At 39.8% G+C, this 26,200-nt stretch carries 27 protein-coding genes; 5 read left to right on the top strand and 22 right to left on the bottom strand.

What is annotated here, in order from left to right:
• Positions 1 to 2: 2 nt before the first annotated feature.
• The 5 genes from gadC to KQI58_RS08000 all read right to left on the bottom strand — a co-directional run bounded on the left by gadC (position 3) and on the right by KQI58_RS08000 (position 6,967).
• Positions 3 to 1,514: a glutamate:gamma-aminobutyrate antiporter gene (gadC, locus tag KQI58_RS07980; protein ID WP_216408036.1), complete on the bottom strand. Its 1,512-nt coding sequence runs from the start codon at positions 1,512 to 1,514 to the stop codon at positions 3 to 5.
• A 259-nt stretch (positions 1,515 to 1,773) separates the two neighbouring features.
• Positions 1,774 to 2,472, bottom strand: a complete 699-nt coding sequence (locus tag KQI58_RS07985) for a helix-turn-helix domain-containing protein (RefSeq protein WP_216408039.1) — start codon at positions 2,470 to 2,472, stop codon at positions 1,774 to 1,776.
• Between the two features lie 67 nt (positions 2,473 to 2,539).
• Positions 2,540 to 3,184, bottom strand: coding sequence for a hypothetical protein (locus KQI58_RS07990; protein WP_216408042.1), 645 nt, complete (start codon positions 3,182 to 3,184; stop codon positions 2,540 to 2,542).
• A gap of 1,356 nt (positions 3,185 to 4,540) precedes the next feature.
• A complete protein-coding gene (locus tag KQI58_RS07995) occupies positions 4,541 to 5,245 on the bottom strand; it encodes a helix-turn-helix domain-containing protein (RefSeq protein WP_216408044.1) in 705 nt (234 codons plus the stop codon).
• Positions 5,246 to 5,653: 408 nt separating this feature from the next.
• Entirely contained in the window at positions 5,654 to 6,967 is a 1,314-nt protein-coding gene (locus KQI58_RS08000; protein ID WP_216408046.1) for an NCS2 family permease, read from the bottom strand.
• 268 nt (positions 6,968 to 7,235) lie between these two features.
• Here KQI58_RS08000 and KQI58_RS08005 point away from each other — a divergent pair, with 268 nt between their 5' ends.
• Positions 7,236 to 8,147 (top strand): UbiA family prenyltransferase, encoded by a 912-nt coding sequence (locus tag KQI58_RS08005; protein WP_216408048.1) that lies wholly within the window; start codon positions 7,236 to 7,238, stop codon positions 8,145 to 8,147.
• A gap of 48 nt (positions 8,148 to 8,195) precedes the next feature.
• Here the strand turns inward: KQI58_RS08005 and KQI58_RS08010 are convergent, their stop codons facing one another.
• The 9 genes from KQI58_RS08010 to KQI58_RS08050 form a co-directional block, all read right to left on the bottom strand.
• Positions 8,196 to 8,972: a DeoR/GlpR family DNA-binding transcription regulator gene (locus tag KQI58_RS08010; protein ID WP_216408050.1), complete on the bottom strand. Its 777-nt coding sequence runs from the start codon at positions 8,970 to 8,972 to the stop codon at positions 8,196 to 8,198.
• A 71-nt stretch (positions 8,973 to 9,043) separates the two neighbouring features.
• Positions 9,044 to 10,087, bottom strand: a complete 1,044-nt coding sequence (locus tag KQI58_RS08015; protein WP_216408052.1) for an alcohol dehydrogenase catalytic domain-containing protein — start codon at positions 10,085 to 10,087, stop codon at positions 9,044 to 9,046.
• Entirely contained in the window at positions 10,088 to 11,110 is a 1,023-nt protein-coding gene (locus tag KQI58_RS08020) for a Gfo/Idh/MocA family oxidoreductase (RefSeq protein ID WP_216408054.1), read from the bottom strand.
• An 8-nt stretch (positions 11,111 to 11,118) separates the two neighbouring features.
• Positions 11,119 to 12,495 carry a PTS fructose transporter subunit IIC gene (locus KQI58_RS08025; protein WP_216408056.1) on the bottom strand — a complete coding sequence of 459 codons (1,377 nt, stop codon included), beginning with the start codon at positions 12,493 to 12,495 and terminating at the stop codon, positions 11,119 to 11,121.
• 15 nt (positions 12,496 to 12,510) lie between these two features.
• Positions 12,511 to 12,957, bottom strand: coding sequence for a PTS sugar transporter subunit IIA (locus tag KQI58_RS08030; RefSeq protein WP_216408057.1), 447 nt, complete (start codon positions 12,955 to 12,957; stop codon positions 12,511 to 12,513).
• A gap of 4 nt (positions 12,958 to 12,961) precedes the next feature.
• The gene (deoC, locus tag KQI58_RS08035; RefSeq protein WP_216408058.1) at positions 12,962 to 13,645 is read right to left on the bottom strand and encodes a deoxyribose-phosphate aldolase; all 684 of its coding nucleotides are present in this window, start codon (positions 13,643 to 13,645) and stop codon (positions 12,962 to 12,964) included.
• 160 nt (positions 13,646 to 13,805) lie between these two features.
• The gene (locus tag KQI58_RS08040) at positions 13,806 to 14,105 is read right to left on the bottom strand and encodes a rhodanese-like domain-containing protein (RefSeq protein WP_216408059.1); all 300 of its coding nucleotides are present in this window, start codon (positions 14,103 to 14,105) and stop codon (positions 13,806 to 13,808) included.
• A complete protein-coding gene (locus KQI58_RS08045; RefSeq protein WP_216408060.1) occupies positions 14,098 to 15,747 on the bottom strand; it encodes an FAD-dependent oxidoreductase in 1,650 nt (549 codons plus the stop codon). Before KQI58_RS08045 ends, KQI58_RS08040 begins: the two co-directional genes overlap by 8 nt.
• A 1-nt stretch (position 15,748) precedes the next feature.
• Positions 15,749 to 16,060 carry a rhodanese-like domain-containing protein gene (locus KQI58_RS08050; protein ID WP_216408061.1) on the bottom strand — a complete coding sequence of 104 codons (312 nt, stop codon included), beginning with the start codon at positions 16,058 to 16,060 and terminating at the stop codon, positions 15,749 to 15,751.
• Between the two features lie 177 nt (positions 16,061 to 16,237).
• On the opposite strand from KQI58_RS08050, the gene KQI58_RS08055 reads away from it, so the two are divergent.
• From KQI58_RS08055 to KQI58_RS08065, 3 genes are read left to right on the top strand one after another with little or no spacing between them, the layout of a single operon-like run.
• Positions 16,238 to 16,498 (top strand): metal-sensitive transcriptional regulator, encoded by a 261-nt coding sequence (locus KQI58_RS08055; protein WP_216408063.1) that lies wholly within the window; start codon positions 16,238 to 16,240, stop codon positions 16,496 to 16,498.
• A 9-nt stretch (positions 16,499 to 16,507) separates the two neighbouring features.
• Positions 16,508 to 16,822 (top strand): DsrE family protein, encoded by a 315-nt coding sequence (locus tag KQI58_RS08060; RefSeq protein WP_216408065.1) that lies wholly within the window; start codon positions 16,508 to 16,510, stop codon positions 16,820 to 16,822.
• Positions 16,823 to 16,866: 44 nt separating this feature from the next.
• Positions 16,867 to 17,073, top strand: coding sequence for a hypothetical protein (locus KQI58_RS08065; RefSeq protein ID WP_253295840.1), 207 nt, complete (start codon positions 16,867 to 16,869; stop codon positions 17,071 to 17,073).
• 123 nt (positions 17,074 to 17,196) lie between these two features.
• On the opposite strand, the gene KQI58_RS08070 is transcribed toward KQI58_RS08065, so the two are convergent.
• The 5 genes from KQI58_RS08070 to KQI58_RS08090 all read right to left on the bottom strand — a co-directional run bounded on the left by KQI58_RS08070 (position 17,197) and on the right by KQI58_RS08090 (position 21,918).
• Positions 17,197 to 17,511: a PTS lactose/cellobiose transporter subunit IIA gene (locus tag KQI58_RS08070; RefSeq protein ID WP_216408067.1), complete on the bottom strand. Its 315-nt coding sequence runs from the start codon at positions 17,509 to 17,511 to the stop codon at positions 17,197 to 17,199.
• A gap of 29 nt (positions 17,512 to 17,540) precedes the next feature.
• Positions 17,541 to 17,861 (bottom strand): PTS sugar transporter subunit IIB, encoded by a 321-nt coding sequence (locus KQI58_RS08075; RefSeq protein ID WP_216408069.1) that lies wholly within the window; start codon positions 17,859 to 17,861, stop codon positions 17,541 to 17,543.
• Positions 17,862 to 17,874: 13 nt separating this feature from the next.
• The gene (locus tag KQI58_RS08080; protein WP_216408071.1) at positions 17,875 to 19,305 is read right to left on the bottom strand and encodes a 6-phospho-beta-glucosidase; all 1,431 of its coding nucleotides are present in this window, start codon (positions 19,303 to 19,305) and stop codon (positions 17,875 to 17,877) included.
• Positions 19,306 to 19,321: 16 nt separating this feature from the next.
• Positions 19,322 to 20,677 carry a PTS sugar transporter subunit IIC gene (locus tag KQI58_RS08085; RefSeq protein ID WP_216408073.1) on the bottom strand — a complete coding sequence of 452 codons (1,356 nt, stop codon included), beginning with the start codon at positions 20,675 to 20,677 and terminating at the stop codon, positions 19,322 to 19,324.
• Between the two features lie 482 nt (positions 20,678 to 21,159).
• Positions 21,160 to 21,918, bottom strand: a complete 759-nt coding sequence (locus tag KQI58_RS08090) for a MurR/RpiR family transcriptional regulator (RefSeq protein WP_216408075.1) — start codon at positions 21,916 to 21,918, stop codon at positions 21,160 to 21,162.
• A 192-nt stretch (positions 21,919 to 22,110) separates the two neighbouring features.
• Here KQI58_RS08090 and KQI58_RS08095 point away from each other — a divergent pair, with 192 nt between their 5' ends.
• A complete protein-coding gene (locus KQI58_RS08095) occupies positions 22,111 to 22,911 on the top strand; it encodes a Cof-type HAD-IIB family hydrolase (protein ID WP_216408077.1) in 801 nt (266 codons plus the stop codon).
• Positions 22,912 to 22,974: 63 nt separating this feature from the next.
• Here KQI58_RS08095 and KQI58_RS08100 read toward each other — a convergent pair whose 3' ends face one another.
• The 3 genes from KQI58_RS08100 to KQI58_RS08110 are packed head-to-tail and all read right to left on the bottom strand — an operon-like array spanning position 22,975 to position 26,042.
• A complete protein-coding gene (locus KQI58_RS08100) occupies positions 22,975 to 24,051 on the bottom strand; it encodes a hypothetical protein (protein WP_216408079.1) in 1,077 nt (358 codons plus the stop codon).
• 14 nt (positions 24,052 to 24,065) lie between these two features.
• Positions 24,066 to 24,332 carry an rRNA processing protein gene (locus KQI58_RS08105; RefSeq protein ID WP_216408081.1) on the bottom strand — a complete coding sequence of 89 codons (267 nt, stop codon included), beginning with the start codon at positions 24,330 to 24,332 and terminating at the stop codon, positions 24,066 to 24,068.
• Between the two features lie 60 nt (positions 24,333 to 24,392).
• A complete protein-coding gene (locus KQI58_RS08110) occupies positions 24,393 to 26,042 on the bottom strand; it encodes a hypothetical protein (protein WP_216408083.1) in 1,650 nt (549 codons plus the stop codon).
• Between the last annotated feature and the right edge of the window lie 158 nt (positions 26,043 to 26,200).

A 26,200-nucleotide genomic window follows, 5' to 3' on the forward strand; every position in this document is an offset into this window, starting at 1 on the left:
ATTTAATGTTTCAATGTGTGTTCTTCTTTTTGAACAATTTGATGTTCTCCACGAGCTGCTGGATAGATCGCCCCATTCACATCTCCTGCTTTCATGTGAACAGGCTCCTCGATCGTTGTGTGCCCGTGCTTGTCGTGTAATTCATAAATAATAAACGGTAAAACTACCGTGATCACAAAGCTAATCAATAAAATCACTTGATACGTTCGATCTTCGTTCTTAGCAATAGAAGCTGGCGGAACAAAAGAAATCAACAAAGCCAATACCGATAATAGTAGTCCGACACCGGCAATGATTGTTTTTCCAATTGTTTTTCCAGGGACGTTGTAAGTCCGTTTCAACTCTTTCTTTTTATAGACCAAAACGAAATAACCGATAAAGAATAAAAGATAGCCAACCAAGTAAATAACTACCGTTAACGAAATAGCAACGAGGAAGGATAGATTATTTCCGCCGCCGCCAAAGGTCAATACTGCACCCCAGATCGTGACGATCACGCCTTGGATCATAATTAATGGTACGGGAACCCCATGCGTGTTGGTCTTACGTAAAAAGTTAGGCAATAGCCCACGCTGTGCAGCCGCAAACATCCCGCGAGAAGGACCAACTACCCATGAACTTACTTCACCCATCACACCAAAAGCGATCATCAGGGCAATGACTTTGACCAGCCAACCTAAATGACTGTTAAAATGCAAAATCAATGATTGAAATGTTTGGATCACTCCAGCGCTTAAAGATAATTGATTTTGGGGAATCACTGCAGCTACGGAAAAACCACCGATTGCGTCTAAAGCAATGGCTAAGATAACCAATAGAATCATCGCTAAAGGATAATTTCTCTTCGGATTTTCCAATTCATTGATATGAGAAGCTGATGCCTCAACACCCATATAAGCCAAAATAAAGGAGACAAAAACGACTAAAGTCGATAACTGTGAAAAATCTGGGATGAATGCTTTTTTACTAATAGCAATCTCGATAGGATTTCCTCCAATGAAATAAGCCGCTGCCAACCCAAATAAAATGACGGACGGAATAAGGATACCAACCACAAATCCTGCCTTCGCAATTTTCGCCGTTCGTTGTGTTCCGCCTAATTGCGAGAAGGTCAGCCCCCAGAAAATGACTAGTAAACCGATATATTTCAATAAAGGGTCTGTATTCAGTGCTTGGAAATTCAACACATAGGACAACGCACCTAAAATGAAATAAATCATGGTCACGAAGCCAACAGTAATTTGGAACCACTGAAAGAAGATCGCAGCAAAGCCAAATCGTTCACCTAACGTTTGGCTGACCCAACTAAAGATCCCTCCGTTTTGCCAACCTTCTACAGTAGACATCTCTGCTGCACATAGTGCCACAGGCAAAAACCATAAAATTCCACCTAGCAGTAAAAAGAAGACCAGGTGCAGCTTCGAAGTAGCAAAGGTCGGATATTCGTACACCGTTAAGACCATCGAAGCCGTCAATGCAAAAAAGCCAAATAAAGATAATTTTTTCTGATTCATAGAAACGCTTCTTTCTCTTTTCATTAATTAATTAGCAAATGAATGATTCAGGAAAAATATTTCAAAGAATATTGATAAATCATTTTTAGGCACCTCTTTTCTTACAAGGAGAAGTATATATAGGATTTGAGGGACTTTTTTCTAGATTTTTTTCAATCAATCATGAGCAACCTAAAAAAATATGGAATTTTTTTCCAACAAAAAAAGCCCTAGCTTTCTCCCTGTTCTAGGAGAAAGCTAAGGCTTTTAAAACTTTTAACTACATACTGTATTCCTTAATATGCTCATTCATCAAGCCATTCGGAACATCATGGAGACGATAACCATTTCCCCAATACGTAATGATCCGAACATTATCGATGTGTGCGTGAGCGATCTTCTTACGAATGTTTCCTACCGCTGTAGACATTTGGACTAGACGCGACTTGCTGACTTCATTGTTCCAAACCTTATTACACAATTCGTCTCTGGAAATAATCTTGCCGCTGCCCTCTGCCAATGCACTGATAATTTTCTTTTCAATATTATTCAATGAACTATAGAAAAGAACTAAGTCTTGTTTCTTCATTTCAGATTGTCTGACTAACCCTTTAGAAATGGATTCTTGATGCCCTTCACGCTTATCGCTTAATAGCAAGAACTCTCTTAGTTCTGTTAGCGTACAATCAATTGATAGACAATGGCTTTCATCAATGTTTGGTACTGGTTCATCCGTACGCCGCAAATAATGCAGGTCTTTCTCTACAACAATTGGCAATATTTCATTAAATTCCTGATTCGTTAACGTTTCACTAAAAATGACAATATCAAATAGCGATAAAATATCTTCAAAATAATTTGGTTTATCCACATCAAAAAATTCTTTTAAGACAAAAACTTCATAGTCTAATCGTTGTAATTCATTTTGAAACTCTTGTTCGATGATAATATTTCTAGTAAGAATAATCACTTTTTTCATCGTACTACACTCCCGTCTTTACTCATTTCCACTTTTACACCCATTAACTCCATTATTGAAACTTCATTTAATTTTCTAAACAACGAATACCCTCTTTTACTTGATTAATAACCTCTTGCGGCATATTACGCTTATGCTTTAGTACACTGTTCAAACGTTCCTTTAGATTCGATTCAATATATCTTGCCTGCTCCTCTGCCTGTTGAATAATTTTACGACTTGTTTTCGCAGCATCTAACAATGTGTCTGCAGCATCCGTTTCGACAAATAATTCTAGAGCAGCATCGTTTTCCTTTTGAAAGAGATACTCAAATAATTTTTCATTCCGATCACGCTCATACATATATTGTTCTAAAAGCCGTTCGTATTTATTCTGTAAATCATTGATCTCCTCAGTTTTTTTAGAAGAACCCAAACACTGCTTTCCCTCGGTTCTTCTTTGCAGGACAAAGCGACGCCTTTCCAAATTGTCCTTATTATGATAAACAACGATATCTCTAGATAAAAGGATATGGTTATCTTCCAGCTTCTTCGTTACTTCTTTCAGACGATAGCGGTAAGCTGAAACCTTTTCCTCCAGTGCACCGCGTATTCCTTCCAGCTTCTCGATTTGATCCAAGAGCTCCTCGCTTTGTATCTCCAAGTCTTCAATCTTTTCCAACAATTGTTCTTTGCTATTATCAGTTACATTAAAAACATCAAAATTTTCCATGCTGGTCTCATCTCTCTTCTTTGTGATTAAGATAAAAAGATTTCTGCTTCCATATGTATGCTTTTTGACTTATTATGTAAAACCGTCTTGTCTATCCGAATAACCATTACCCAGTAACAAAACCACCAGAAGCTTATCTTCTATTTACTATCTATTGATTTTCGCGCTATTTCTCCAAAATCTCCTCCTTATTGCCACTATGATATGTTCTTATGGAAATAAACAGATGTATCCTATATTTTCTCTAGAATTTAGTTTGGTCGCTTAATTGTTATCATTTTGAATTTACTAACCTTTTGGAGGCTTAAACAATCCGGCAAAAGACCATCTGCAACAACCTTAGTTATATAATTCGCGAAAGCTATCAAGTGTATTCTAATTCAAAAAGAATAAAAATTATTTTTATTTTAAATAAATAATTTTTATGTTTTATTATACATCTATTTTTAAAAAATTATAAAATATTTTTTATAATAAATCAACAGTATATTAACTTTTTGAGAAACCTTTTTTTTAAAATCATTTTTGCTCATCGAAATTTTTAACCAATTACACATTTAGCAAAAATGTTTCAAATTCTTCACGATAATTTCTGAAAACCCAATAGAAATAGCTACATAATAATCATTACTTTAAAATAATGACGTAGTTAATTCCTCTAATGTTCGAACTACATTCGTATTTATGCCGAACCAAAAACTAAATTTTTCATCTAAAAGTAAAAATTTAGTATACTAATTTTCAGTATATTTTTGGAAAGAAAATAATATCCTCTCCCACCTAAAAAATATAACATAAACAAATTTTTATTCATAAAATGTAAATATTTATCAATATGCGACCTATGAAGCCCCTTTCATTTTTAGTTATTTTACCCAATAAATCCCTTCTGGCTTTTTTAACAGTCATTCTAAACTAGAAAATGCATTCTAATATAAGAAACAAATAATCAACCATATTTAAGAAAAAAAGCCTTGAATCATCGTCTTTGTATGATCTACAATTCTCCAATTCCTTTATAGTAATGATTCTTTAGTTGTTACATCCGTTAGTATTCCTCTTCCTTTCCATTATAAGTAAATTCTAAAAAAGTCATTTCACTTTATTCTGGCTGATTTTTTTGTAATATTTTGACAATTTTTCAATGTATTAATATAAAGCATTACTTTCGCTATTCTTTATTTCGACCGACTAGACCACGTAAATAAAAAAGTGCTTTCCGTTTCAACCACTCGAAACGAAAAGCACTTTCTTCTTATACTCTAATTCTTATTTGATAAACAGATACAAAAATTTTCTTTGACTGTTAGAATGAAACCTATTTTTTACAGCCAGTATTTATTTACATAGACCGATTTAGCGGACCAATGTTCTTGACTCTTGTACAAAATCATTCTCCAAATAGTCGAAGAATTTTTTGTTCAGACGATAGCCCTGACCCCAAACAGTCTGAATTGCTTCTTCGCCAAACTCATTTCCTAATTTCTCATTGACCTTTGAAACGACCTTCGAAAGACTCGCTAAAACAGATTTCGTTGGGTCTTTCTCCCAAATTTGTCGACTGATTTCTTCACGAGGAACGGTACGTTCTCCCGCCTGAATTAAATAGTAGACAATTTCTTTTTGTTTCAACTTCAAATTCAAATCGGACAGTTTTTGTTTGACTGTGACCTGTTGGACATGTGCAGCATCTTTACTTGCTAAGCTTGATAGTTCCGCCAGCAATAAAATCTCTCTCAAGCGATCCAAATCCGAGTTCAATGGAATCCACGCATCAAAAGGAGAAGAACTTTCTGTTTCGTAATTACTTTCTGTTGCTCGACGGAAAAGTTTAGTATTTCCTTGCGGCAACTGTTTGATTATCTCATAAGCCTCTATATCATATAAGGTCTCACTAAAAATGATTCCTTCGAATTGAGTAAGAAAAGCTTTATCAAACGAGTTTCTTTTTAGCATTGCTAACATATTGCTGGAACAATAGACTTCGTTCCCTAACTGTTTCAATTGTCGCTCAAAGTTTTCCTCATATAGCGGAACCTTTGTTAAAAGTAATAATTGCATACCTTCATCTCCTTTAAAATTGCTCTTTCCCAGCGAACACCTTTTCTAAATTAACAGCCCTATCCAGCATCGCTGAAGGCATACATTAATAAAATTCGAAAATTAACCCGAAATATCATTTAATGCCTTAAAATAGAAAAACATTTATATAGATAGATTATATTATACTGTTAATTTTAGGTCAATTTTTAATTTGTAAATAACAAAAACATATGTTGGCAGTTTTAATGATGAAAGTCATAACTAAAAAAACACTATTACTACCTATTCAATATCCAATATGACTCAATTAGAGACTAATACCTTAAAAATAAATACCATTTAAGTCCAATATCAAAATAAAGTGATTAAAAACGGAATTTTCAGTTCATCAAAAAATGTAAATAAAATTGACGATTTAGCTAAATTTTATTTTACATTTAGAATCCACATAAAGCCGATGAAGACAAAAAACAGTCCATACATGATCGGAGAAACTTCTTTTCCACGTTTAGCAGCAATCATGGTGATTGGATAGAAAATGAAGCCTAAGGCAATGCCATCAGAAATACTATAGGTTAACGGCATCCCAATCAGAATCAAAAATGAAGGAATCGCGATCTCTAATTGATCCCATTTAATTTCACGTAATGATTGAGCCATTAAAACACCCACAACGATTAATGCCGGTGCGGTAACTTGTGAGGTCACAACTGACAACAATGGTGAGAAAAATAAACCAAAGATAAAGAAAGCACCTGTCGTAATCGCGGTTAATCCAGAACGTCCACCAACCGCAATCCCGGCTGAGGACTCGACATAAGCCCCTACTGGTGAGGTTCCTAGCAGTGATCCAGCTAGCATTGCTGTAGAATCTGATGCCAGAGCCTTTCCGACGCGCGGCATTTTATTGTCTTTCATAAAGCCCGCCTGATTGGCTAATCCAACTAAGGTGCCGGCTGTATCAAAGAAGGTTACTAATAAGAAGGTCAATACGACCACCCAAAGCTGAAGCGTGTTGATATCTTTTACATGCTTTAAAGCAACTAGGAAGGTCGGCTTCAAACTAGGTGCTGCCGAAATAATCTGTGTTGGTGCTTGAATCAAGCCTGTGACTAAACCTAATAATGTTGTTGCCATCATCCCGATAAAGATTCCTCCAGGTACTCGGCGTACCATTAGAATTGCAGTCACGATTAAACCAAAGACCGTTAACCAAGTGGTGCCAACACTCATTGAGCCTAGTCCAACCAAGGTGGACTTGTTCGCCACGATGATGCCGCCTTCGCTCAACCCTAAAAAGGCGATGAATAAACCAATTCCGCCAGAAATCGCATATTTCAAATCAGCTGGAATCGCATCAATGATCATTTCCCGTAATTTAAAAATCGTGACCAAAATAAAAATCAATGACGCCACGAAAACGCCAGCTAACGCTGTTTCCCAACGAATCCCCATTCCAATGCAGACAGAATAAGCGAAAAAAGCGTTGATCCCTAACGCCGGAGCCGTTGCAATCGGATAGCGAGCTAGAACCCCCATCAAGATACACCCTAATGCACTAGCTAAGGCTGTGGCGGTAAAGACTGCGCCCTCGTCCATCCCTGATGCACCCAATACGCTTGGGTTAACAAAGAGAATATATGCCATCGAAATAAAGGTGGTAAAGCCCGCCAAAATTTCTCTTTTGACTGTAGTATTCAATTTTTCAAGTTCAAAATAGGCATTTATTTTTCCTTTCATGATACTCCTCCTATATTCTAAAAATGTTCGTAAAATAATAGCTTGTTTTTCCAAACAACGAGGATAATCATATAATAAAGCAGATAATAAGTAAACAATAATATATAAATAGATTAAAACACGAACATTAATGAAAAAAAACAACGACTTTTATTGAAAACCTTTCCCTTGGCTTAAACAAACTATTGGACAAAATTCTCAAACCTCGCTATTTTTGAGAATGTACTGATTTTACTAACTGTCTAACTACGAAAAAAGGAGAATCATCTTGAAACAACTAACCTTTAAGCAATTTTGGGAGCTGTCGGAAATTTACACTGCTCCATTAAATCTTTTTATTATCTTACTGGGATATGCGATTGCGAAATTTCAGCTTAACAGCTCACTCAATCCAGAATTTTTTCTATTCGTTTTGATCATCGTGATGTTCCACATTACCGTCAATGTTTTTAATCACTACATGGATTATCGAAATGCTTCTGATGAAAACTACAAGCAGCACACCAATATTATTGGACGCGATCATTTGGATCTGCGTTTTGTGCGAAATTTTTATCTATTTAATCTGATTATTTCCTTCTTATTAGGATTAGTATTGGTTTGGCGAACGAACTGGGTGATCGGAATTTTAGGGGTGATTGGTTTCTATATTGGGTTGTTTTATTCCTATGGTCGACGGCCTTTAAACAGCCTGCCAATCGCTGAGGCATTAACTGGTACGGCAAGCGGCTTCTTTATTACTGTCGTGAGCTATTATTTAGCGGTTTATCAAACGCAGGTCATTACGCTTGCGATGATTGGCAAAGTTTTCTTGATCAGTCTGCCGCTGGTATTGATGATGTTCAATAATTTATTGGCCAACAACACGTGTGATTTAGAAGAAGACATTGAAAATCACCGGAAAACGCTAGTTTATTATTTAGGCAAGCCAGTCGCCGTGAAGCTCCTATTGAATGTCTATGCCTTTAGCTTCATCTGGCTATTGGTTTTAGTCGTTGCTGGTTTAGCGCCTTGGACCGTTCTATTTCTTCTCTTCCTTTTTCCTAAGAATTGGCAGAGCTTAAAAAAATACCGCGCACTGCAAGACAAAAAGACAACTTTTCCAATCGTCTTAAAAGCAATGTCGGCGATTATGGTACTCTATCCCGTTCTTTATTTTATCGGTTCGTTATTTGCGTAATGAAAAGCCTGTTTAACTTCCTTAGTTGGAAATTAAACAGGCTTTCTTCTATACCATCAATAAATTGATATTTAGCGTATTGATATCGGTTTGCTGGTCACTGGTAATCTGCGAGTCTGTTATCAAATAGTCACATTCATCAGGCTTAGCAAACTGCTTAAAGCTGCGTTGATTAATTTTACTAGATTCACAAAGAACAAGCTTAATCCGTCCAATATTCATCAAGCTTTTTTTCATCTCTGCTGTTTCGTAATTTGGTGTCGAATACCCATAGCTTTTATCAAAGGAGGTCGTTCCTAAGATGACCTTATCGACTGAAAAGCCAGCCAAACCAAGTGCCACGGAGCTTCCTGATACGTATGGATAGCCATTTCGGATCGCGCCGCCAATGACCTGCACTTGGTAATTGGTTTTTTCGCTTAGCAGCAAGCCAATCTCCAAATCATAGGTCAAGATCGTCAAACGCTTCAAGGGACTGTTGATCAATTTTTCAGCAAAAGCCCTGCAAGAAGTCCCTGTATCAATCGCTAAAATATCATTTTCTTCAATCAGTCGCACCGCTCGTTCGGCGATTCGGTATTTTTCATTGGTGAATTCGCGGCTTTTGGGAATAATTTCAACACTGCGTTGAAAATCACGCTTGATTACCCCGCCATGTGTTCGCGTCACTAAGCCTTCATTCTCCAGCTCTCGCAAATCGTTGCGGATCGTTGAACCCGTTACCTTGAATAAATCGGCTAATTCAGCCACCTGCATCCGATTTTTCTCATTCACGATATTTACGATTGATTGTTTTCTTTCTTCTGCATACAATTGATCGTCCATTTTTTATCACCTTTTTGTGTTTTGTTTCATTATAAAAGAAACTGAAAATGTAAGCAATCAAACTAAAATGATTAGTTGAAGACAATCACATTTTTCAAGCCAATTGCATTCTTGGCATTCTCTAACGCTTCATCAAATTGATCGATCGAATAGCGCTTCGTGATCAAGTCCTGCAATGGAATCCTACCGCTAGCAACCAATTGTGCCGATGTTCGATACCCCATTAAACTCGCTCGCGTACAACCGAATACACGTAATTGTTTATAATGAAGGATGTTGGTATTTAAACGCACCTCTTCTTTTTCCTTCGGCAACCCGCCGAAGAAAAGACAACGCCCGTTTATCGCCATATAATTGAAGCTGGCTTCTTGCGCCTGTGGAGCTGGTGCCGCGATAATACAAAGATCGACACCTTGGTTGTTTGTTTCTGCAAAAATTTTGTCCTGTAACTGATCAGATGTCAATGTAATTAGATCTGGAATCATCTTTTTCGCATCAGCTAGTCGGGCCTCAGACAAGTCGTTCATCATGACCTTTCCGGCACCACGCGCTCGTGCCAGCATCGCATGCATGATCCCGATCGGACCTGATCCGATAATCAAGACATTATCTCCTGGCTTGTTTCCAGCAATTTCTTGTCCATTGAAGACACAGCTGAAGGGCTCGATCAAAGCTGCTTCTTCATAAGACAGTTCATCTGGAATCAGTGAGATATTTCCTTGGCGTACCGCTTTTTCCGGAATGACCAGATATTCAGCAAAGCCGCCGGGTAAATTAATGCCAAACGCTTCATAGGTCGCACATAAATGCGTATTGCCGCTGACACATTGGTCACAGATACCGCAGCCCATATTTGGTGCGATCGCTACTCGCATACCGACTTGATAGAAATCAACTGCCGCTCCTACTTCGACAATATCACCTGAAATCTCATGTCCCAGTGTTAATGGGGTCTCTTCACTTGCAGTCGGGTAGCCGTTTTTATACATTCGCACGTCCGTCCCACAGATAGACGCGGCTTTGACCTTTATCAAAACTTCTTTTTCCGATATCTCAGGTTTAGGTAACTCATTTAATTGAATCTGTTCTTTTCCTAATAATTGGATTGCTTTCATTTATACTTCCACCTCAACAATTCTATTTTCCAGCAGTGAGGTCAAGCCCGCATTGACTAAGCGAACCGCCATCAAACCGTCTTTTCCCGTACACTGAGGTTCCGTATCCTTTAAAATACAATCAATGAACGCCTGATCCTCCGCTACGTAAGCTTCTCTAAATAAATACATCCAGCTGTGCATCGTTGGTCGGGTCAACTGGTGATCATTCGTTGCCACCACGATGTTGTGCTTTCCTTGATCACCCACTAAAATGCTGCCTTTAGTGCCAAGAATTTCCGTCCGTGCGTCATAGCCATATTGAACATATTGCGCACCATCGATCAGTCCCAGCTTGCCATCCACAAATTTTAAATTCATGGCAACCGTATCGTAGTAATCAGGATACTCTGCACGTACTTCCGGTGAACGATAATTCCCGCCATTAGCATAGATACTGCTCACTTCACTGCCGGTTAACCAGCGCAGGGTATCTAGATCATGGCTGTTGACCTCACCGATTGGACCATTGCTTTTATGAATATCAAACATCCAAGGTTTAGGTTCACTAGGACCGTGGGTCAATGATTTTACCAAGACAACCTCACCGATCGCACCAGAATCCACGACCTTTTTCGCTTCTTGAAAACTCGCATCAAAGCGGCGCATGAAGCCAACCTGCAGCTTCACCTGATTTTCTGCTGCCGCCTGGATCATTTCCAGACATTCTGCTTCATCCATTGCTAACGGCTTCTCACAAAAAATATGTTTTCTTGCCGCTGCTGCTGCTAACGCAATCTCCTTATGATAGACCGTTGGCGTCACGATCACGACGGCGTCAATCTCAGGATTAGCCATTACTTCACGATAATCCTCATAAATATAGGGACAATCTACTTCCTTTTGTGCCGCTGCTAGACTTTCCTTTGACGGATCACATAAAGCAACCAATTTTGCATTTTCGATTCTGCGAGCGAAATTTTTCCCATGGATCATTCCGGCTCTGCCTGTTCCTATCAAACAAACCTTAATCAATTCTGACATGCCAATCATTACTCCTTAGCCGCTTGTTTTTTCTGCGCCATTACTTTTACTGCTGTAACTAAAAATCCACTGATCGCAGTTCCGATCGCTAGTGCTAAAACGTATAGCAAAACATTCTCGACTGCTCCTGGAATCAAGAAGACGAAGAAGCCGCCATGAGGAACCGCAATCCCGCAGTTGAAGATCATCGATAAAGCCCCTGTGATTGCTGAGCCGACAGTTACTGAGACTAATACCCGTATCGGATCAGCCGCCGCAAATGGAATTGCTCCCTCAGAGATAAAGGATAGACCTAAGACCCAAGCAGATTTCCCAGCTTCACGTTCTTCCTTACTATATAAACCTTTTCCTAAAATAGTTGATGAAAGAGCCATCGCTAACGGTGGCACCATTCCAGAAATCATGACTGCGGCCATAACTGTACTCGTTTCTCCGACAGCCAAGTTGGTTAATGAGGCTACTCCGAAGAAATAGGCGGCTTTTCCGATTGGACCGGCCAAATCGATCGCCATCATACCGCCAAGTAGTAATCCCAATAACACCGAATTCATTCCTGACAAGCTGTTCAGCCAATTAGTAATTCCTTCATTCAATGCAGTAATTGGAATCCCTACGACAAATTTCATAATAAGTCCAACAAATAATACGGAGATCACGGGAAGAATCAGAACCGGTAATAGTCCAGAAAAAGCTGGTGGCAATTTCAACACTTTCTTCAATGTTTGTACTGTATATCCAGCCAAGAAGCCGCCTAACAATGCCCCTAAAAATCCTGCATTCATGTTCGAAGCGATCATCCCAGCAACCATCCCGGGCACCAATCCTGGTCGATCAGCGATAGAAAAGGCTACATAACCACCTAAGATCGGCCACATTAAGCCCATAGCGATCCCGCCCAGTTCGTTGATCGCTGCAGCCAGATCCCCTTTTGCGTTGATCCCGCCAAAGGCAAAGGCTAATGCGATACAGATCCCGCCTGCTACAACAAATGGAATCATGTAAGACACACCAGTCATCAAATGGCTATAGATCCCACTTTTTTCTGCTTTTGCCTCCGTTTTGACCTCGCCAGAAGTAGTATAGATTGCAGCATTCGGAACACGATCGAATAAATCATCCGGATGATCGATCGCTTCTGTCACATCTACTTCCAACAACCGTTTACCATTAAACCGATCCTTATTCACTGAGGTACTAGCAGCAATAATAACCGCATCTGCGTCAGCGATTTCTTGCTCAGTCAACACATTCTCCGCGCCAATTGATCCTTGGGTTTCTACTTTGATTTCAATGTTACGTTTCTTCGCTGCGATCTCTAGGCTTTCCGCCGCCATATAAGTATGTGCGATCCCGGTCGAACACGATGTGATACCAACAATTTTCATTTTTTCCACCCTTTCCTATTCAAAAATCTGATAAATTTCTTCTACGTTATCAACACTCATTAATTTTTGACGGACATCCTCATGCATTAATTTTCGGGAAAGCTTACTAAGAATTCTTAGGTGTTCATCATTCGAGGTCTCTGGTACAGCGATCAAGAACATCAAATGAACCGGTTTGCCATCCATTGAATCGTATTGGATACCAGCTTGACTGCGGCCAAATGCCAATGAAGGTTCAGTAACGGCTGAACTCTTTCCGTGTGGGATAGCGACACCAAAACCGATCCCAGTTGTACTCTCTGCTTCGCGTTTCATGACAGCTTCTAGGTAAACGCTCTCATTTGTAACAACACCTTCTGCTACAAAGGTGCCCGCCAGTTCACTGATCGCTGCTTTTTTCTCCGTCGCTGATAAATCAAAATTTATAAAGGCCGTTTTCAACACATCGCGGATTTCTGTCATTTCTCTACTCCTCTGTTTTTAGATTCTTGTATTCTTCGACAATCTTAATTCCTGAGCTTGTTCCCAAACGTTCTGCACCTGCTTCAACCATCTTCAAAGCCGTTTCCAAATCCCGAATGCCGCCAGCTGCTTTCACTTTTACCTCGTCACCAACTACTTTTTTCATTAACGCGACATCTTCTACGGTAGCACCGCCTGTACCAAAACCCGTTGATGTTTTAACAAAATCCGGTTTCACTTCCTTAGCAATCTCACAAACTGTTACTTTTTCCGCATCGGTTAAATAGCAATTTTCCAAAATAACTTTACTAAGAATGCCACCTTCGCGAGAGGCGTTCACAATTGCTTTCATTTCTTCACGAATGTACTCGTTGTCGCCATCCTTAAGTTTGCCGATATTGATCACATAATCGATCTCATCCGCCCCATTTTTAATTGCGTCCTGAACCTCAAAAACCTTTGTTTCAATCGTCGTTTGCCCTAATGGAAAGCCAATCGCCGCTCCTACATGAACCTTGCTATCCTTCAAGAATTCCCGACACATCGCTACTGGGTAAGAGTTAATTGCTACCATCTTGAATCCGTATTCATCTGCTTCTTTACAAAGTTGTTGGAACCCCTCCTTGGTTGCATCGGCCTTTAACAATGTGTGATCCACCATATTCGCTAACTTCTCTAACTTGATCATCTGTTTGCTCCTTTTTGTTTTTATTTACACCTTTATATTATCATTTGTTTTCACTTTGTCAATATATAAAAATAAATAAATTTAGATTTCAACAAAAAAACACCAGTTTATCAGTTAAACTGGTGTTTCTCTTCATTATCATTTTAAAACCAAATGAAAATTACCGTTGCAATTCTCCAGGCCAAGCAGCTGTCCCGCCTAAAACATTAATAACCTTATACCCTTGATTACTTAAAAAGCCACAGGCATTATCTGATCGTGCCCCTGATTGGCAAATCAAATAGTACTCGGTTTCCTTATCAAGTTCACTTGTGCTAGCACCTAAGCTGCTTAATGGAAGATTTTTTGCATGAGGCACATGGCCGGTTTGATATTCATAGGCTTCGCGAACATCAATGATCGGCAAATTCTTTTCCTCTGACAAACGGTAAAAATCCGCCATTCCAATCGAACTACTCATAAATTAATTCCTCCGGTCTGACTGTTTTATACAGCGCAAACGCACCATCTAAATTCTTTACTTTAAATCCTTTTTGTTTCAAAAGCCGTTCCGCCACGTAGCTTCTTAATCCGCTATGGCAGCTGACGATATAGTTTTTCGTTGGATCAAGACCCGAGATTCTTTCTCGTAATTGATTCAACGGAAGATTGATTGCTTCTGGGAAACGACCGTTTGCTAATTCACCGGGATTACGAACATCTAATAATTGACTGCCGTTTTTCTGTTCTTCCTTCAATTGATACCATTGAATCGAATCACTGATTCCTTCTGCCAAATTGATCGCCGCATAGCCTAGCATATTAACCGGATCCTTTGCCGAACCAAATGGCGGTGCGTAGGTAAATTCCAATTCAGGCAAATCAAAAATCGTCAGTCCACCTTTGATGGCTGTTGCTAAGATATCTATGCGTTTATCAACACCTTTTTCACCAACACCTTGAGCACCATAGATTTTTCCCGTTTTAGGTTCAAAAACTAATTTCAAGGTGATATCACTTGCTCCAGGATAATACCCCGCATGGTCCTTGCCAGAAACGTGGACAACCTGATAATCCAGACTTAATTGTTTAACCACACGTTCACTCAGACCAGTCGATGCGGCTGCAAGTTCAAATACGCGAACGATCGCAGTACCAATGCTTCCACGATTTGTACGCTTCAATCCGGCAATGACATCGGCTACCTGTCGACCTTGACGATTTGCTGGAGAGGCTAATGAGATCAAAGCATCTTTACCGCTGACCTGCTGCTTCACGACGATTGCATCACCAACAGCATAGATATCAGGAGTGCTAGTTTGATAAGTATCATCTACTACGATTCCGCCGCCTAAGCCGGTCGCTAATCCAGCTTGCTGGGCTAGGGTATTTTCTGGTCGAACTCCCACAGAAAGAATCGTTAGATCAGAAGCGATTTCCTCACCATTGGTCAAGGTGATTTTCTTACCCTGCTCACTGAAGCTTTGTGCAGATTCACCTGTTATCACTCGGATATCGTTTCGCACCAATTCATTTTGAACAAAAGCGGCCATTTCCTCGTCTAACGGCGGCAGGACATGAGGGGCTTTTTCGATTACAGTGACCTCTAACCCGCGGGATTTTAAGTTCTCGGCCATTTCTAAACCAATAAATCCGGCACCGATCACTGTAGCTTTTACCGGCTTGTGTTCTAAAGCTGCCATAATCTGATCCAAATCAGGCACATTGCGTAAGCTGTAAACATTGGTCGCCTCAGCTAATCCAGACATTTCGGGAATCAATGGCTTTGCCCCTGGCGATAAAATTAATTTGTCATAGCTTTCTTCAAAGCTTCCTTCTTCATTTTTGATGGTCACAGTTTTGTTTTCGGAAGAGATAGCAGTCACTTCATGAAAAGGGCGCACATCCAAATTAAAACGCGCGTTTAACGATTCCGGCGTTTGGACCAGCAGCGCATCCCGCTCGGCAATCTCGCCTGAAACATAATAAGGCAATCCGCAGTTGGCAAAAGAAACAAACGGTCCCTTTTCTAAAACAATGATCTCTGCGTCTTCCATCAAACGACGCAATCGTGTAGCCGCGGACATCCCACCTGCGACCCCACCGACAATAATAATTTTCATCTTATTTTCCCCCTCTAGTTGGACCTTGCCAGCGATTCATCCCGCCTTGAACATTTATCGCTTCATAGCCCTTTTGTTTTAATAGCTTCGCAGCTTGCTTACTCCGCATCCCTGATTGACAGATCACATAGACTTCCTTTTCTTTTCCTTGGTAGCGATTGACCGTATTCAATGGAACATTCACTGCTTTAGCAATATGCCCACCACGGTATTCCTCTGGTGTTCGAACATCTAGCAAAGTGATTGAATCCTTTAATTTTTCCGCCAATTCACTTGTTGAAATAGCTGGATTTCTTTGAAATAGACTAAACATTTATCCTTCTCCTTCATCTTCTAAATATACCTCATAGGGTATTTTTACCATAGAAAAATGAATTCTGTCAACCATTCTGTTTATCTGAAAATACTTTAAAATACAATCCGCTTGACGAATTATACCCTAGCTAGGTATATTATTGACAAGCAGATTTATAGAAGGAAGTGTAAATAAATGGAATTGGAAGAAAAAAAGATTCTCAATCGTTTAAAACGGACTGAAGGACAAATTCGCGGTGTACAAAAAATGATTGATGAGGAAAAAGAATGTATCGACATTATCACTCAGTTAAGCGCCGTACGTTCTAGTATTGATCGTGTGATGGGCATGATTGTGGCCGAAAATCTGAAAAATTGTTTTGAACATCCTGATAAAAATCCAGAAGATCAGGCACAAAAGCTAGAACAAGCAATAAATATGATCATTAAGAAATAAGGTGTAATAATGAAGGTTGTTTTCCATATAGATGAACTAGAAAAATGGACTGAAACTGCTAATAATGTTAAAAACTTGTTGAAAGAACCTAAAAAAATAGCTATTATTGTTTTAATTAACGGTAATGCGATTAACGGGTATCTGGCTTCTGAAAATCAAGCGTTTATTGCCACAAAGGGTGTAACTTTTCACGCCTGCAATAATGCCATGCGCGCAAACAAGATCGAGAAAGAACAATTACCGGAAAATGTCGTTGTTGTTCCTGCTGGCGTTTTAGATTTGATTGAATTACAAGCAAAGGGCTATGCTTATATCAAACCATAAATCACGATTCACGCAGGATGCTACTCAGGGAAGGGCGTAGGATTTTGAACACTATTGAAAATATCAACAAAAAAATGCATGTTACAGGCAGTCTGATTAATTTAAAAACAATGCAAGAACACTTTGAAAAAATCAATACGAAGGACATTTGCTCAGAAGAGGAAAAGCAAGAGATTGCTGCGTATCTTGATGTAATCGAAGAGGAAATTTCTTCCATTCAGGAGAAGATTGGCTTTATTCGGCAGATGTAAGTATTAAGTATATAGGATAGAAAAACCGACAGCTTATTTTTGTTCTTCCTCACATAAGTGACACGCAAAAAGAACAAAAAAATCCCCATCCACGATTTAAGGAGAATCATGGACGGGGATTTCTTATGCACTCATTTTACGATAAACATCAATGATCTCTTTCGCCAAATCGGTAAAAGCGATGGAAGTCATTAAGTGATCTTGACTGTGAACAGTCAGTAGATTTAAGCTAAGCTGCTCACCTTGCGCTTCTTTAGTTAGAAGTCCTGTTTGCGAATGGTGTGCTTCGACCAAAGACTCTTCGGCCTGTTTGATTTTTTCATCGGCCAACTGAAAGTCGCCGCCTTTTGCTTCTTGAATAGCTTCCATGGCATTGCTTTTGGCATTTCCGCCATGGATGATCAAGCCCATTACTGCTTCTAAATTTTCTTCCTGCATGTAACCCATCCTCCATTTTTTCCTATAACTTAGCTATTGATCATTGAAACGGCTTGACCTAGCACTTTTTCACCATTCATCATGCCATAATCTGTCATATTGATGACATCTACTGGGATACCTAATGGCGCTAATTTTTCTTCGAATTGTTTTTGCATAAAACGAACTTGTGGTCCTAATAGAACGGTATCGATCTTTCGTTGCTCTAATTTATTCGTAGCATCCGCCGCTGCGATTGCAAAAATATCCACATCAAGACCTTGCGTTTCCGCGGCCTTTTGCATTTTTGTCACCAACATGCTGGTACTCATCCCAGCGTTACAAACTAACATAATTGTTTTTTCACTCATTTTGTTTAGCCCCCTATAGCTTATCTCCATTACTTGCGATCACTTTTTGGAACCAGTAGAAGGAATCCTTCTTGCTGCGATTCAATGTGCCTGCACCGTCATTATCTTTATCAACATAAATGAAGCCGTAGCGTTTTTTCATTTCGCCTGTTCCGGCTGAAACGAGATCGATGAAGCCCCAAGGTGTGTAGCCCATCAAATCAATACCGTCATAAATGACTGCTTCTTGCATCGCTTCAATGTGTTCACGTAAATAATCAATGCGATACTCATCATGAATCCCGCCGTCGTCGGCAATTTCATCAATGGCACCGAAGCCATTTTCTACGATAAACAATGGCAGCTCATAGCGATCATTGAACCAGTTCATGGCATAGCGCAAACCAGTCGGATCGATCTGCCAGCCCCAATCAGAGGCCTTCACATAGGGGTTTTCCACTAAATCGTTTGCTTCATCATAATCAAATGCGGGTCCCTTATCATGATCCTTAACCGCAAAGGACATGTAATAGCTGAAACCAATGTAGTCAACTGTCCCCTTCGTTAATTGCACTTCGTCTTCAGGTGTCATATCCAAATCGAACTGCTTACGATCAAAATACGCCTTCATATAGCTTGGGTAACGTCCTTTACAATGGACATCCGTGAACCAGTAACGACGCTGCATCGCCACGGTAGCTGCCATCATATCAGAAGGACTGCAGGAATAAGGATAGATCGGAACCATCGCGATCATACAGCCAATCTCAAAATCAGGATTGATTTTATGACCAATTTCAATCGCTTTGGCACTAGCGACCAACTCATAATGAGCCGCTTGATACATAATTTTTTCACGATCTTCACCCGCTTCAAATTTCAGACCAGAGTTGGTGAATGGAGCAAAGTCTTCTTGATAGTTCGTTTGGTTGTTGATCTCATTAAAGGTCATCCAGTATTTCACTTTGTCTTTGTAACGTTCAAAACATACTTCGGCAAAGCGAGCGAAGAAATCAATCATTTTACGATTCTTCCAGCCGCCATATTCGGTGACCAGATGATACGGCATTTCAAAATGCGATAGTGTAATCACAGGTTCGATATTATATTTCAAGCATTCATCAAACAAGTCATCATAAAATTGCAGGCCCGCTTCATTAGGTTCCAGCTCATCCCCATTTGGAAAGATACGTGTCCAGGCGATCGATGTACGGAAGCATTTCAATCCAAGCTCCGCAAATAATTTCACATCTTCTTTATAACGTCCATAAAAATCAATGGCTTCGTGGTTCGGATAATTTTCTCCGACTAACACGCCGTCGGTGATCCGACGTGGTACACCATGGGCGCCCACAGTCATCACATCGGCAACGCTGACGCCTTTACCGCCAGATTGCCAGCCGCCTTCTAACTGATGGGCGGCAACTGCGCCGCCCCATAAAAAGTTTTCTTTAAAAATACTCATTGCTTTCCCTCTTCAATTAAACCGTTGCGCTTCCTTCGGCTTTTTTATTTTCATTTGCTAAATCCTTTTCGATTTGCTCCATGCTTTCTCCTTGTTCTTGCAAGTAGTTCAATGAATCCACTTTACGAACAAATGGCAGATAGATGAAGAAACCAACTACTAATACAACTGCTTGTAAGATTGCTGTTCTCACGCCGCCGATTAAGAAACCTGAAATGATTGGCGGTGTCGTCCAAGGTACTACAACTGCTGTAAACAATGGAACAAGTCCGGTATACAATGCAAAGTACGTGATCACACCTGAAACCATCGGTGTTAAGATAAATGGCAACGCCATGATTGGGTTCATAACGATTGGTGTAGCGAATAGGATCGGTTCATTGATATTGAACACCGCTGGTAACAAAGCCAAACGTCCTAATTGTTTAAACTGCGCCGAACGAGCGAACATCACCATGAACATTACGATCCCGATCGTCATCCCTGCACCAGTTACTGTCATGAATTGATCTAAGAACTGTTGTGTTACGATGTGACCGCCATTCGCAATGGTCAATTCTTTACCTGAGTTCAAGATAGCTGTATTTTCTAATGAATTTGCTGTCAAAATTGGACCCATGATTCCGCCGACCAATGTCGAACCGTGAACTCCGAAGAACCATAAGAATGGAACCAAGAAACCTAACATCATGGCACCGCCGAAGGTATCTGTAACCCCTTGCATTGGTGTTTGAATTAATTTATAAATAGCTTCTACAACAGTTGTATTGAACACCTTATCAAAGATTACATAGACCACTAACGCGACTGTCGTGATGACCGCTGCTGGAATCAATGCAGTAAATGAGTTCGCTACGTTTGCTGGTACTTGTTCTGGCAATTTGATGCGGATGTCGCGTTTCAAGAACCAAGAGTAGGACCAACCGACGAACAACCCAACGAGGATGGCACTGATCATTCCTTGACCACCTGTCCAAGTCTTGTCGATGACGTTTGTTACGACTGCATTTGTGTCTGCATTCGTTGCACTTGAATGTTGTGTAAGTAGGAAGATTACTAACGCGATCATTCCTGCTGGCAATCCTTCGAAGCCTTCTTCTTTTACATAAGAGTTTGCCATACCCATTACGGCAAAAATTGACATAATACCAAATGATGCACCGAAAGCTTCGTTGAAGTAAACATCTAATCCGCTGCTAGCAACCCAATCAGCAACTGCTGGAATTGGGAAGTTTGCTAAAAGTAAGAAAATCGAACCAATGATCGTAAATGGCATGGTGTACAGCATCCCATTACGCAGAGCAGTGATAGCTTTTGTATTTACAAATTTTAAAATAGGGGGCAATAATTTCTCGTTGATAAAATTATTCATAAATGATTCTCCTTAAAAAAAATTTTGATGGTGCGATGGCCATTCGCTTGTTGTATCCGTTTACAGTTTTATCATAAGTGATGACCTCATTGAATGGAATACTTCTGGAACAGGCAGAAACATGTTCCAAAGAAAAAAACAAATTATTTCTTTTTTGACGTTTTATTCGCTTTACGAGCTATTATTTTTCTCAATATGCTTTTGAGGGGCAAAAAAACAGCTGTCACACAACACTGGCAGCTAGCTCATTCTTAGTGAAATGACTTTCGTACGAATACTATTTTACGTCTCCACTACATTACGCCTACAGTTTCACTAAGCAAGAATCTCAAGTGAAACTAGCATAATCATGCTGAAGCATGAAGAAAAACTGGCAGCTAGCTCATTCTTGGTGAAATGATTTTCGTACGCATACCATTTTTCTAATCATGCTAAAGCATGAAGAAAAACTGGCAAAATAATAATGCTAAAGGCTGTTTTACTCAGTCTTTAGCATTGTTTTCTCGTTGATATGCTTGATGTGCTAAAATTTCCAAAAGTGCGATGACTGGCACTTGTGTGGTTAGATTAATAAATTCTTCCGTTGGATCTGGGCCAGTTACTTCCGGCATATAATAAGAAATATTGAAATCTGCCATTTGTGCGATAGTCGAATGCTGATCATTCGTGATACTTAAAATCTTTGCGCCATAACGTTTAAAGCTTTCTATTTGCTTAATAATCTCGGTCGTTTCGCCGGAGACGGATAAAGCAATGACTAAGGTCGTGTCTAGCCCCTTTGTCGGAACTGGTATGAAGGGATCAGTAATCGCGTATGCATTGAACAATAAATTGGAAAAATAGCGAGCCCCATAGGTTCCTAAAGTACCGCTTGTCCCGATTCCTGAAAAAACCAGATGCTTACTCCCAAGAATCAGATCGATCGCGGGATCTAATACCGTATGATAGCTTTCATTGTTTACCTTTTTTAAAAAAGCATCCACATGAACATTCGCATCGTAAAAGGCTTCAAAGGATTGTCCCTGTCGCGAAATATTTTCCTTCAAGGCATATTTGAATTCTGTATAGCCAGAAAAGCCAAGCTTATTTAAACAGCGTAAAATCGTCGATGTAGAAACGTGGCAGCTTTCAGAAAGATCACGAATCGTCATCCTGCCTACCTGTTCCATATTCTCGACAATAAAGGTATAGACGATCAACTCCAATTCATTCAAATCCTTTACCTTTTGCGAATCGAACATCGATTTTCAGCTCCTTATTGTTTCTTACATTTCCATTATCCCATAAAAACTAAAAATCACACAGTCTATTAAACTCTTTTTGCGTTATTTAAATTAATCCCGTAAACTAGTTTTATCAATGAAAGAGAGTTGTCGATCTTTTTGCAACAAAGCTAAAAGAAATCTATTACTATTTATCAAGGAGGAACAAACATGATTCGAGCAGTAGCCGTTGACATGGACGGGACTTTTCTAAAGTCTGATAATACCTATGACAAAAAACGTTTTACAAAAATATTTAAGCGGTTTCAAGAGCAGGATATCCATTTTATTGTTGCTAGTGGCAATCAATATTATCAATTGAAATCCTTTTTTCCTGAACTGGAGGACCAGATCACCTTTGTCTCAGAAAATGGTGCGTTGATTTTCCAACAAGGACAGTTGCTGCGGAGTAACAGTTTTTCAATGGCCCTTGTCGAAAGAATGCTGAAATTTTTAGCAGATCACGAGCTAGAACCTGATGTGATCCTCTGCGGTATTGATTCGGCGTATATTTTGAAGAAGGTTCCACAAGAAATTCGTGAGTTCTCTCGCCTGTATTATCATCGACTAATGGAATTAGATTCGTTTGATCAGCTGCCGCCAGACAGCTTTGTTAAGTTCGGCTTGGATCTGCCGGTGGACCGCGTGGCAGATTTTGTGACGGAAATGAATGAGGCTTTTGAGGGCGAGGTCAAAGCAGTCGCCAGCGGTCATGGCAGTGTCGATCTAATCATTCCTGGGATAAATAAGGGCTCTGCGATTGACTGGTTATTGAAGCGTTGGGAGTTGGTACCTGATAAACTTGTCGCGTTCGGCGATGCCAATAACGACTTGGAAATGCTGGCATTAACCAAAAACAGCTATGCGATGGAAAAAAGCAGTCCAGCATTAATTGAGACAGCCCAGCATCGCGCCCCTTCAAATAACGACTCAGGTGTATTGGAAGTTCTAGAAAAATTACTAGAAGAATAACAATTCTACTCACCTGGGGCTTAAAACAATTTTAGGGAGTTGATTCTTTCTCGAACCAACTCCCTATTTTTTCTGTTTTCGTTTGATTGCTTTCCTTATACCAACCCGATAAACCTTCGGAATCGCTAAGAAAAAATTTTGTGTAAACTGGTATTGCTGATACTTTGTGATAATGAACCCAATCAATTCTGCGTCGCCATATTTTCTTTGATGAAAATGTTCAAAGCTGCGGATTTTCCGTTCTGCTTTATTTTTATCCTTCAATGCCAGTAAAAAAGACAGCAAATCATCAAAATAGCGCGCCTTTGCTTCTTCGTAGGTTTCAGCACCATAGCGTTCCAGGTGAATAAAATCCGTCAGCTTTCGTCCCCAAAAGGTTCGTTCCAAATAGATCGGTGCTTGAATATCCTGCTGAAAATCAGCCAAATATGCTTCAAAGACGGTTTTATCCGCCAAGAAATTCTTTTCCTGACGATCAAAAACAGCGTGATCTACTTGGTTGATCTCCGTAACGACACTTAGATAATCACCGATGAACAGCGGCATCTCCGCCTCACGAAACCGTACCACTCGTTCTGCCAGCTTTTGATTCAAAGAAAGCGGACGACGCAACGTGTTATTGCGGTAATAAGCAAAAACATAACGATGCCACAAATCCTCCGGAAAAGAAATTTTCTTCTCCGTCAACCAAAGCAATTCATCCAAAGCCAAATCTACATGAGCCACGCCTTTTTTGATTTCCTCCGCTACCTGCTGCGAAATCCCTAAATGATCCTTAAAATGCTGAATTCCTAAACGAATTTCCTGCTGCTTGCTTTTTGATTCGATCACAAATTGATATTTTAACGGGCGACCACAGGCACATTTTAATTGGCTGTGAACGCCACGCTCGTACTCATCGTCTATATTCAACGCAACAAATTCCCAATCAGAAGTCTGTAAATATTGCTTTTGCAAAAACAATGAGCGAACCTCATATTTTCTCTGTTGGTTAACCAGTGCCTGTTGTGACTCAGTCAATTGTTCGAAAAGTGCTTTCCGTTCTGCTCCTGAATAGGTCACATGACATTCCGTCGGATAATCAGTCAACCCATAGCTTCGCGGGTACCAATGCTCATAAATTTCTAAATAATTGTCCATTTGCTTTTTACTCGTTACTTCTTCGGATCAAGCTTGTCTTCGATTTCTTTCATGATTTTTTTCGCTTCATCCTTTAATGAAGTGTGGGGCTCTTCTTCCTCTACCGCATTTGAGCCAGAGCGGGCGATTTCTTTTTCCTCACCCGAGTTACTGCCGGCCAACGCTTCCGGTTTATTTTCTGTCTCGCTAGAATTTGTTCCAGCTAACGCAACATCATCCTCGGTTTTTGGTGCCATCGATCCACGTAAGCGGCGATCTTTTTCATTGTTGTAATTTGTCATTTTCTTCACCTCTTATATTGTAAATTGTATTTTACCCGATAGCGGATCAGAAAGCCAAAGTTAACCTGTTTTTTTGAAAAAATGATGAAGACATCCTAAGAGTGTTGCAAACCAGCTGAAGCCGCAAGCAGCAAAAAATACATAGCTGTAGTTCGGCGGATCATAGTGAATACGAACCGTATTTTTTCCGCTTTTTTGCTTGATGGTTGGTACGCCAATATTCGTTAAAGCAGTCGGGGTAATCTCTCGACCATTTTCAACTATTTTTGTATTTTGATAAACGACGATCGGCAATTGAACTGTCCCAGCTTGCTTGGCTTGCCAGGAGAGCTCCAACTGGTTGTTTTTAACTACCTTAGAAAAGGTTGTTTGATTATTGAGAATCTGTTTTTCATAGCTGACGTATTTATTTTTCGTATCATTATGATAAATCGGTAAATAATCTGGACTAGATTTTTCTACCGCCTTCAATGCTTTCGCTAAATCCGTTGAATAAAAGCTTTTTCGCGCCGCAGCTTCAGAAACACGGACAAACGTATGCTTACTCTCTAAAGAGTGACTGTTCCATTGATTCAACTCATGGGTGAGCAGCTGCAGATTTTGTCCGATGCTGAACACACTTAGAAAAAGCAATCCCCAAAAAAGGAATTTCTTCCCAGCTAAATCGTGAATTAAGGACGCGATAAAGAATAAAAACAAAACCGTAAATGGTGCAAAAAAACGAAAAGGGAATTGGATCAACGTGATCAACGGTACTCGGTGCGCAACCAACCAATCCCACGGAATAAGGCTCGTGGAAAGGAAAAAGAATATCCCACTGAAAACCAATAGCTGCTTTGTAAAGCGCTGGATACTACGCCAATAGACCAATCCCAAAAGAAAGAACACAATTAGCAGCAGGCATAAAATTCTAGGGAAATGCAGCCAATAGGAGCCGCCTAAATCAATGGCCTTTTCACTCATCTCCGGATTAATAAAGGGCATTTTCAATTGATCGCCTGTGTTGATCAAAAATAAGCTGATCCAAACATTGATGGATAAACAGACATATAAGCCGATCGTTTTGGCAAGATCAACTAATGCGTTGCCCCAACGTTTTCGTGCATAAGCAATAAAAAACGGCGCATAGATCAGTCCCAGCATCATTGCTGTTAGGATATGAATCTGGGTCATCAGTGCCATGCTTAAAGCCATTTTGACCACTGGAAAATGGTCATTTTTCAGATCCACCAGCGGGATCAGACATAGGGGTAAAAGACTCGTTCCCCAGCTCGTAAATCCTTGATTCATGACCCAGTAATTGATACTGTAGGTAGTCATAAAAATAACTGCTGTTAAAAATGCAGTATTTTCTTTGATTTTGCCATAGGTCAATAATTTGAACAGCGAACAGCCTGCCAACAAATAGACAAGAAAATTCGATAACACCTGATAACGAAACCAGCTGCCAGCGAGTAAGACAAGTCCGCCTTGCAAATAAGAAAACAGCGGTCCATACACCGCATTGACGACACGACCAGATTGCTGAAACCCAAAAATAGAAATGAAATAACTGAAATTTCCGGTTTTAAGTTGTTCCGCGGTCTCATAAAAACGATTGTAATGAAACAATGCGTCCGCTCCCAAAATCATTTTCTGGGTCCAGAGCTGCGGAACGACAAAAAGTCCAGCAATTAAAAGAATAAACAAATAATAACGATAACGTTTCATAAACTGCCTCCGATTATACTCTCGATCATTACAAACTCCACTCTATCCCATTTGAAAAAGAAAAAGAAATAAAACGCCTATTTCTCATTTGAAAATAGAGTGTAAAATATCTCCGAGAAAGAATGTTTAATACGAGTTCTCATTCTTTACTTCTTGAT

Source organism: Enterococcus raffinosus (assembly GCF_018917525.1).
Classification (GTDB): domain Bacteria; phylum Bacillota; class Bacilli; order Lactobacillales; family Enterococcaceae; genus Enterococcus_A; species Enterococcus_A raffinosus_A.

Bases quoted from the DNA above. Each gene is read 5' to 3' on its own strand.
- KQI58_RS08085 (WP_216408073.1), bottom strand. From the start codon at position 20,677: ATGAATAATTTTATCAACGAGAAATTATTGCCCCCTATTTTAAAATTT.
- KQI58_RS08015 (WP_216408052.1), bottom strand. From the start codon at position 10,087: ATGAAAGCAATCCAATTATTAGGAAAAGAACAGATTCAATTAAATGAG.
- KQI58_RS08050 (WP_216408061.1), bottom strand. From the start codon at position 16,060: ATGTTTAGTCTATTTCAAAGAAATCCAGCTATTTCAACAAGTGAATTG.
- KQI58_RS08045 (WP_216408060.1), bottom strand. From the start codon at position 15,747: ATGAAAATTATTATTGTCGGTGGGGTCGCAGGTGGGATGTCCGCGGCT.
- gadC (WP_216408036.1), bottom strand. From the start codon at position 1,514: ATGAATCAGAAAAAATTATCTTTATTTGGCTTTTTTGCATTGACGGCT.
- KQI58_RS08070 (WP_216408067.1), bottom strand. From the start codon at position 17,511: ATGCAGGAAGAAAATTTAGAAGCAGTAATGGGCTTGATCATCCATGGC.
- KQI58_RS08110 (WP_216408083.1), bottom strand. From the start codon at position 26,042: ATGAAACGTTATCGTTATTATTTGTTTATTCTTTTAATTGCTGGACTT.
- KQI58_RS08080 (WP_216408071.1), bottom strand. From the start codon at position 19,305: ATGAGTATTTTTAAAGAAAACTTTTTATGGGGCGGCGCAGTTGCCGCC.
- KQI58_RS08000 (WP_216408046.1), bottom strand. From the start codon at position 6,967: ATGAAAGGAAAAATAAATGCCTATTTTGAACTTGAAAAATTGAATACT.
- KQI58_RS08025 (WP_216408056.1), bottom strand. From the start codon at position 12,495: ATGAAAATTGTTGGTATCACATCGTGTTCGACCGGGATCGCACATACT.
- KQI58_RS08090 (WP_216408075.1), bottom strand. From the start codon at position 21,918: ATGTTCGATTCGCAAAAGGTAAAGGATTTGAATGAATTGGAGTTGATC.
- KQI58_RS08030 (WP_216408057.1), bottom strand. From the start codon at position 12,957: ATGACAGAAATCCGCGATGTGTTGAAAACGGCCTTTATAAATTTTGAT.
- KQI58_RS07995 (WP_216408044.1), bottom strand. From the start codon at position 5,245: ATGCAATTATTACTTTTAACAAAGGTTCCGCTATATGAGGAAAACTTT.
- KQI58_RS07990 (WP_216408042.1), bottom strand. From the start codon at position 3,184: ATGGAAAATTTTGATGTTTTTAATGTAACTGATAATAGCAAAGAACAA.
- KQI58_RS08060 (WP_216408065.1), top strand. From the start codon at position 16,508: ATGAAGGTTGTTTTCCATATAGATGAACTAGAAAAATGGACTGAAACT.
- KQI58_RS08100 (WP_216408079.1), bottom strand. From the start codon at position 24,051: ATGGACAATTATTTAGAAATTTATGAGCATTGGTACCCGCGAAGCTAT.
- KQI58_RS08055 (WP_216408063.1), top strand. From the start codon at position 16,238: ATGGAATTGGAAGAAAAAAAGATTCTCAATCGTTTAAAACGGACTGAA.
- KQI58_RS08075 (WP_216408069.1), bottom strand. From the start codon at position 17,861: ATGAGTGAAAAAACAATTATGTTAGTTTGTAACGCTGGGATGAGTACC.
- KQI58_RS08095 (WP_216408077.1), top strand. From the start codon at position 22,111: ATGATTCGAGCAGTAGCCGTTGACATGGACGGGACTTTTCTAAAGTCT.
- KQI58_RS08040 (WP_216408059.1), bottom strand. From the start codon at position 14,105: ATGAGTAGTTCGATTGGAATGGCGGATTTTTACCGTTTGTCAGAGGAA.
- KQI58_RS08105 (WP_216408081.1), bottom strand. From the start codon at position 24,332: ATGACAAATTACAACAATGAAAAAGATCGCCGCTTACGTGGATCGATG.
- KQI58_RS07985 (WP_216408039.1), bottom strand. From the start codon at position 2,472: ATGAAAAAAGTGATTATTCTTACTAGAAATATTATCATCGAACAAGAG.
- deoC (WP_216408058.1), bottom strand. From the start codon at position 13,645: ATGATCAAGTTAGAGAAGTTAGCGAATATGGTGGATCACACATTGTTA.
- KQI58_RS08010 (WP_216408050.1), bottom strand. From the start codon at position 8,972: ATGGACGATCAATTGTATGCAGAAGAAAGAAAACAATCAATCGTAAAT.
- KQI58_RS08020 (WP_216408054.1), bottom strand. From the start codon at position 11,110: ATGTCAGAATTGATTAAGGTTTGTTTGATAGGAACAGGCAGAGCCGGA.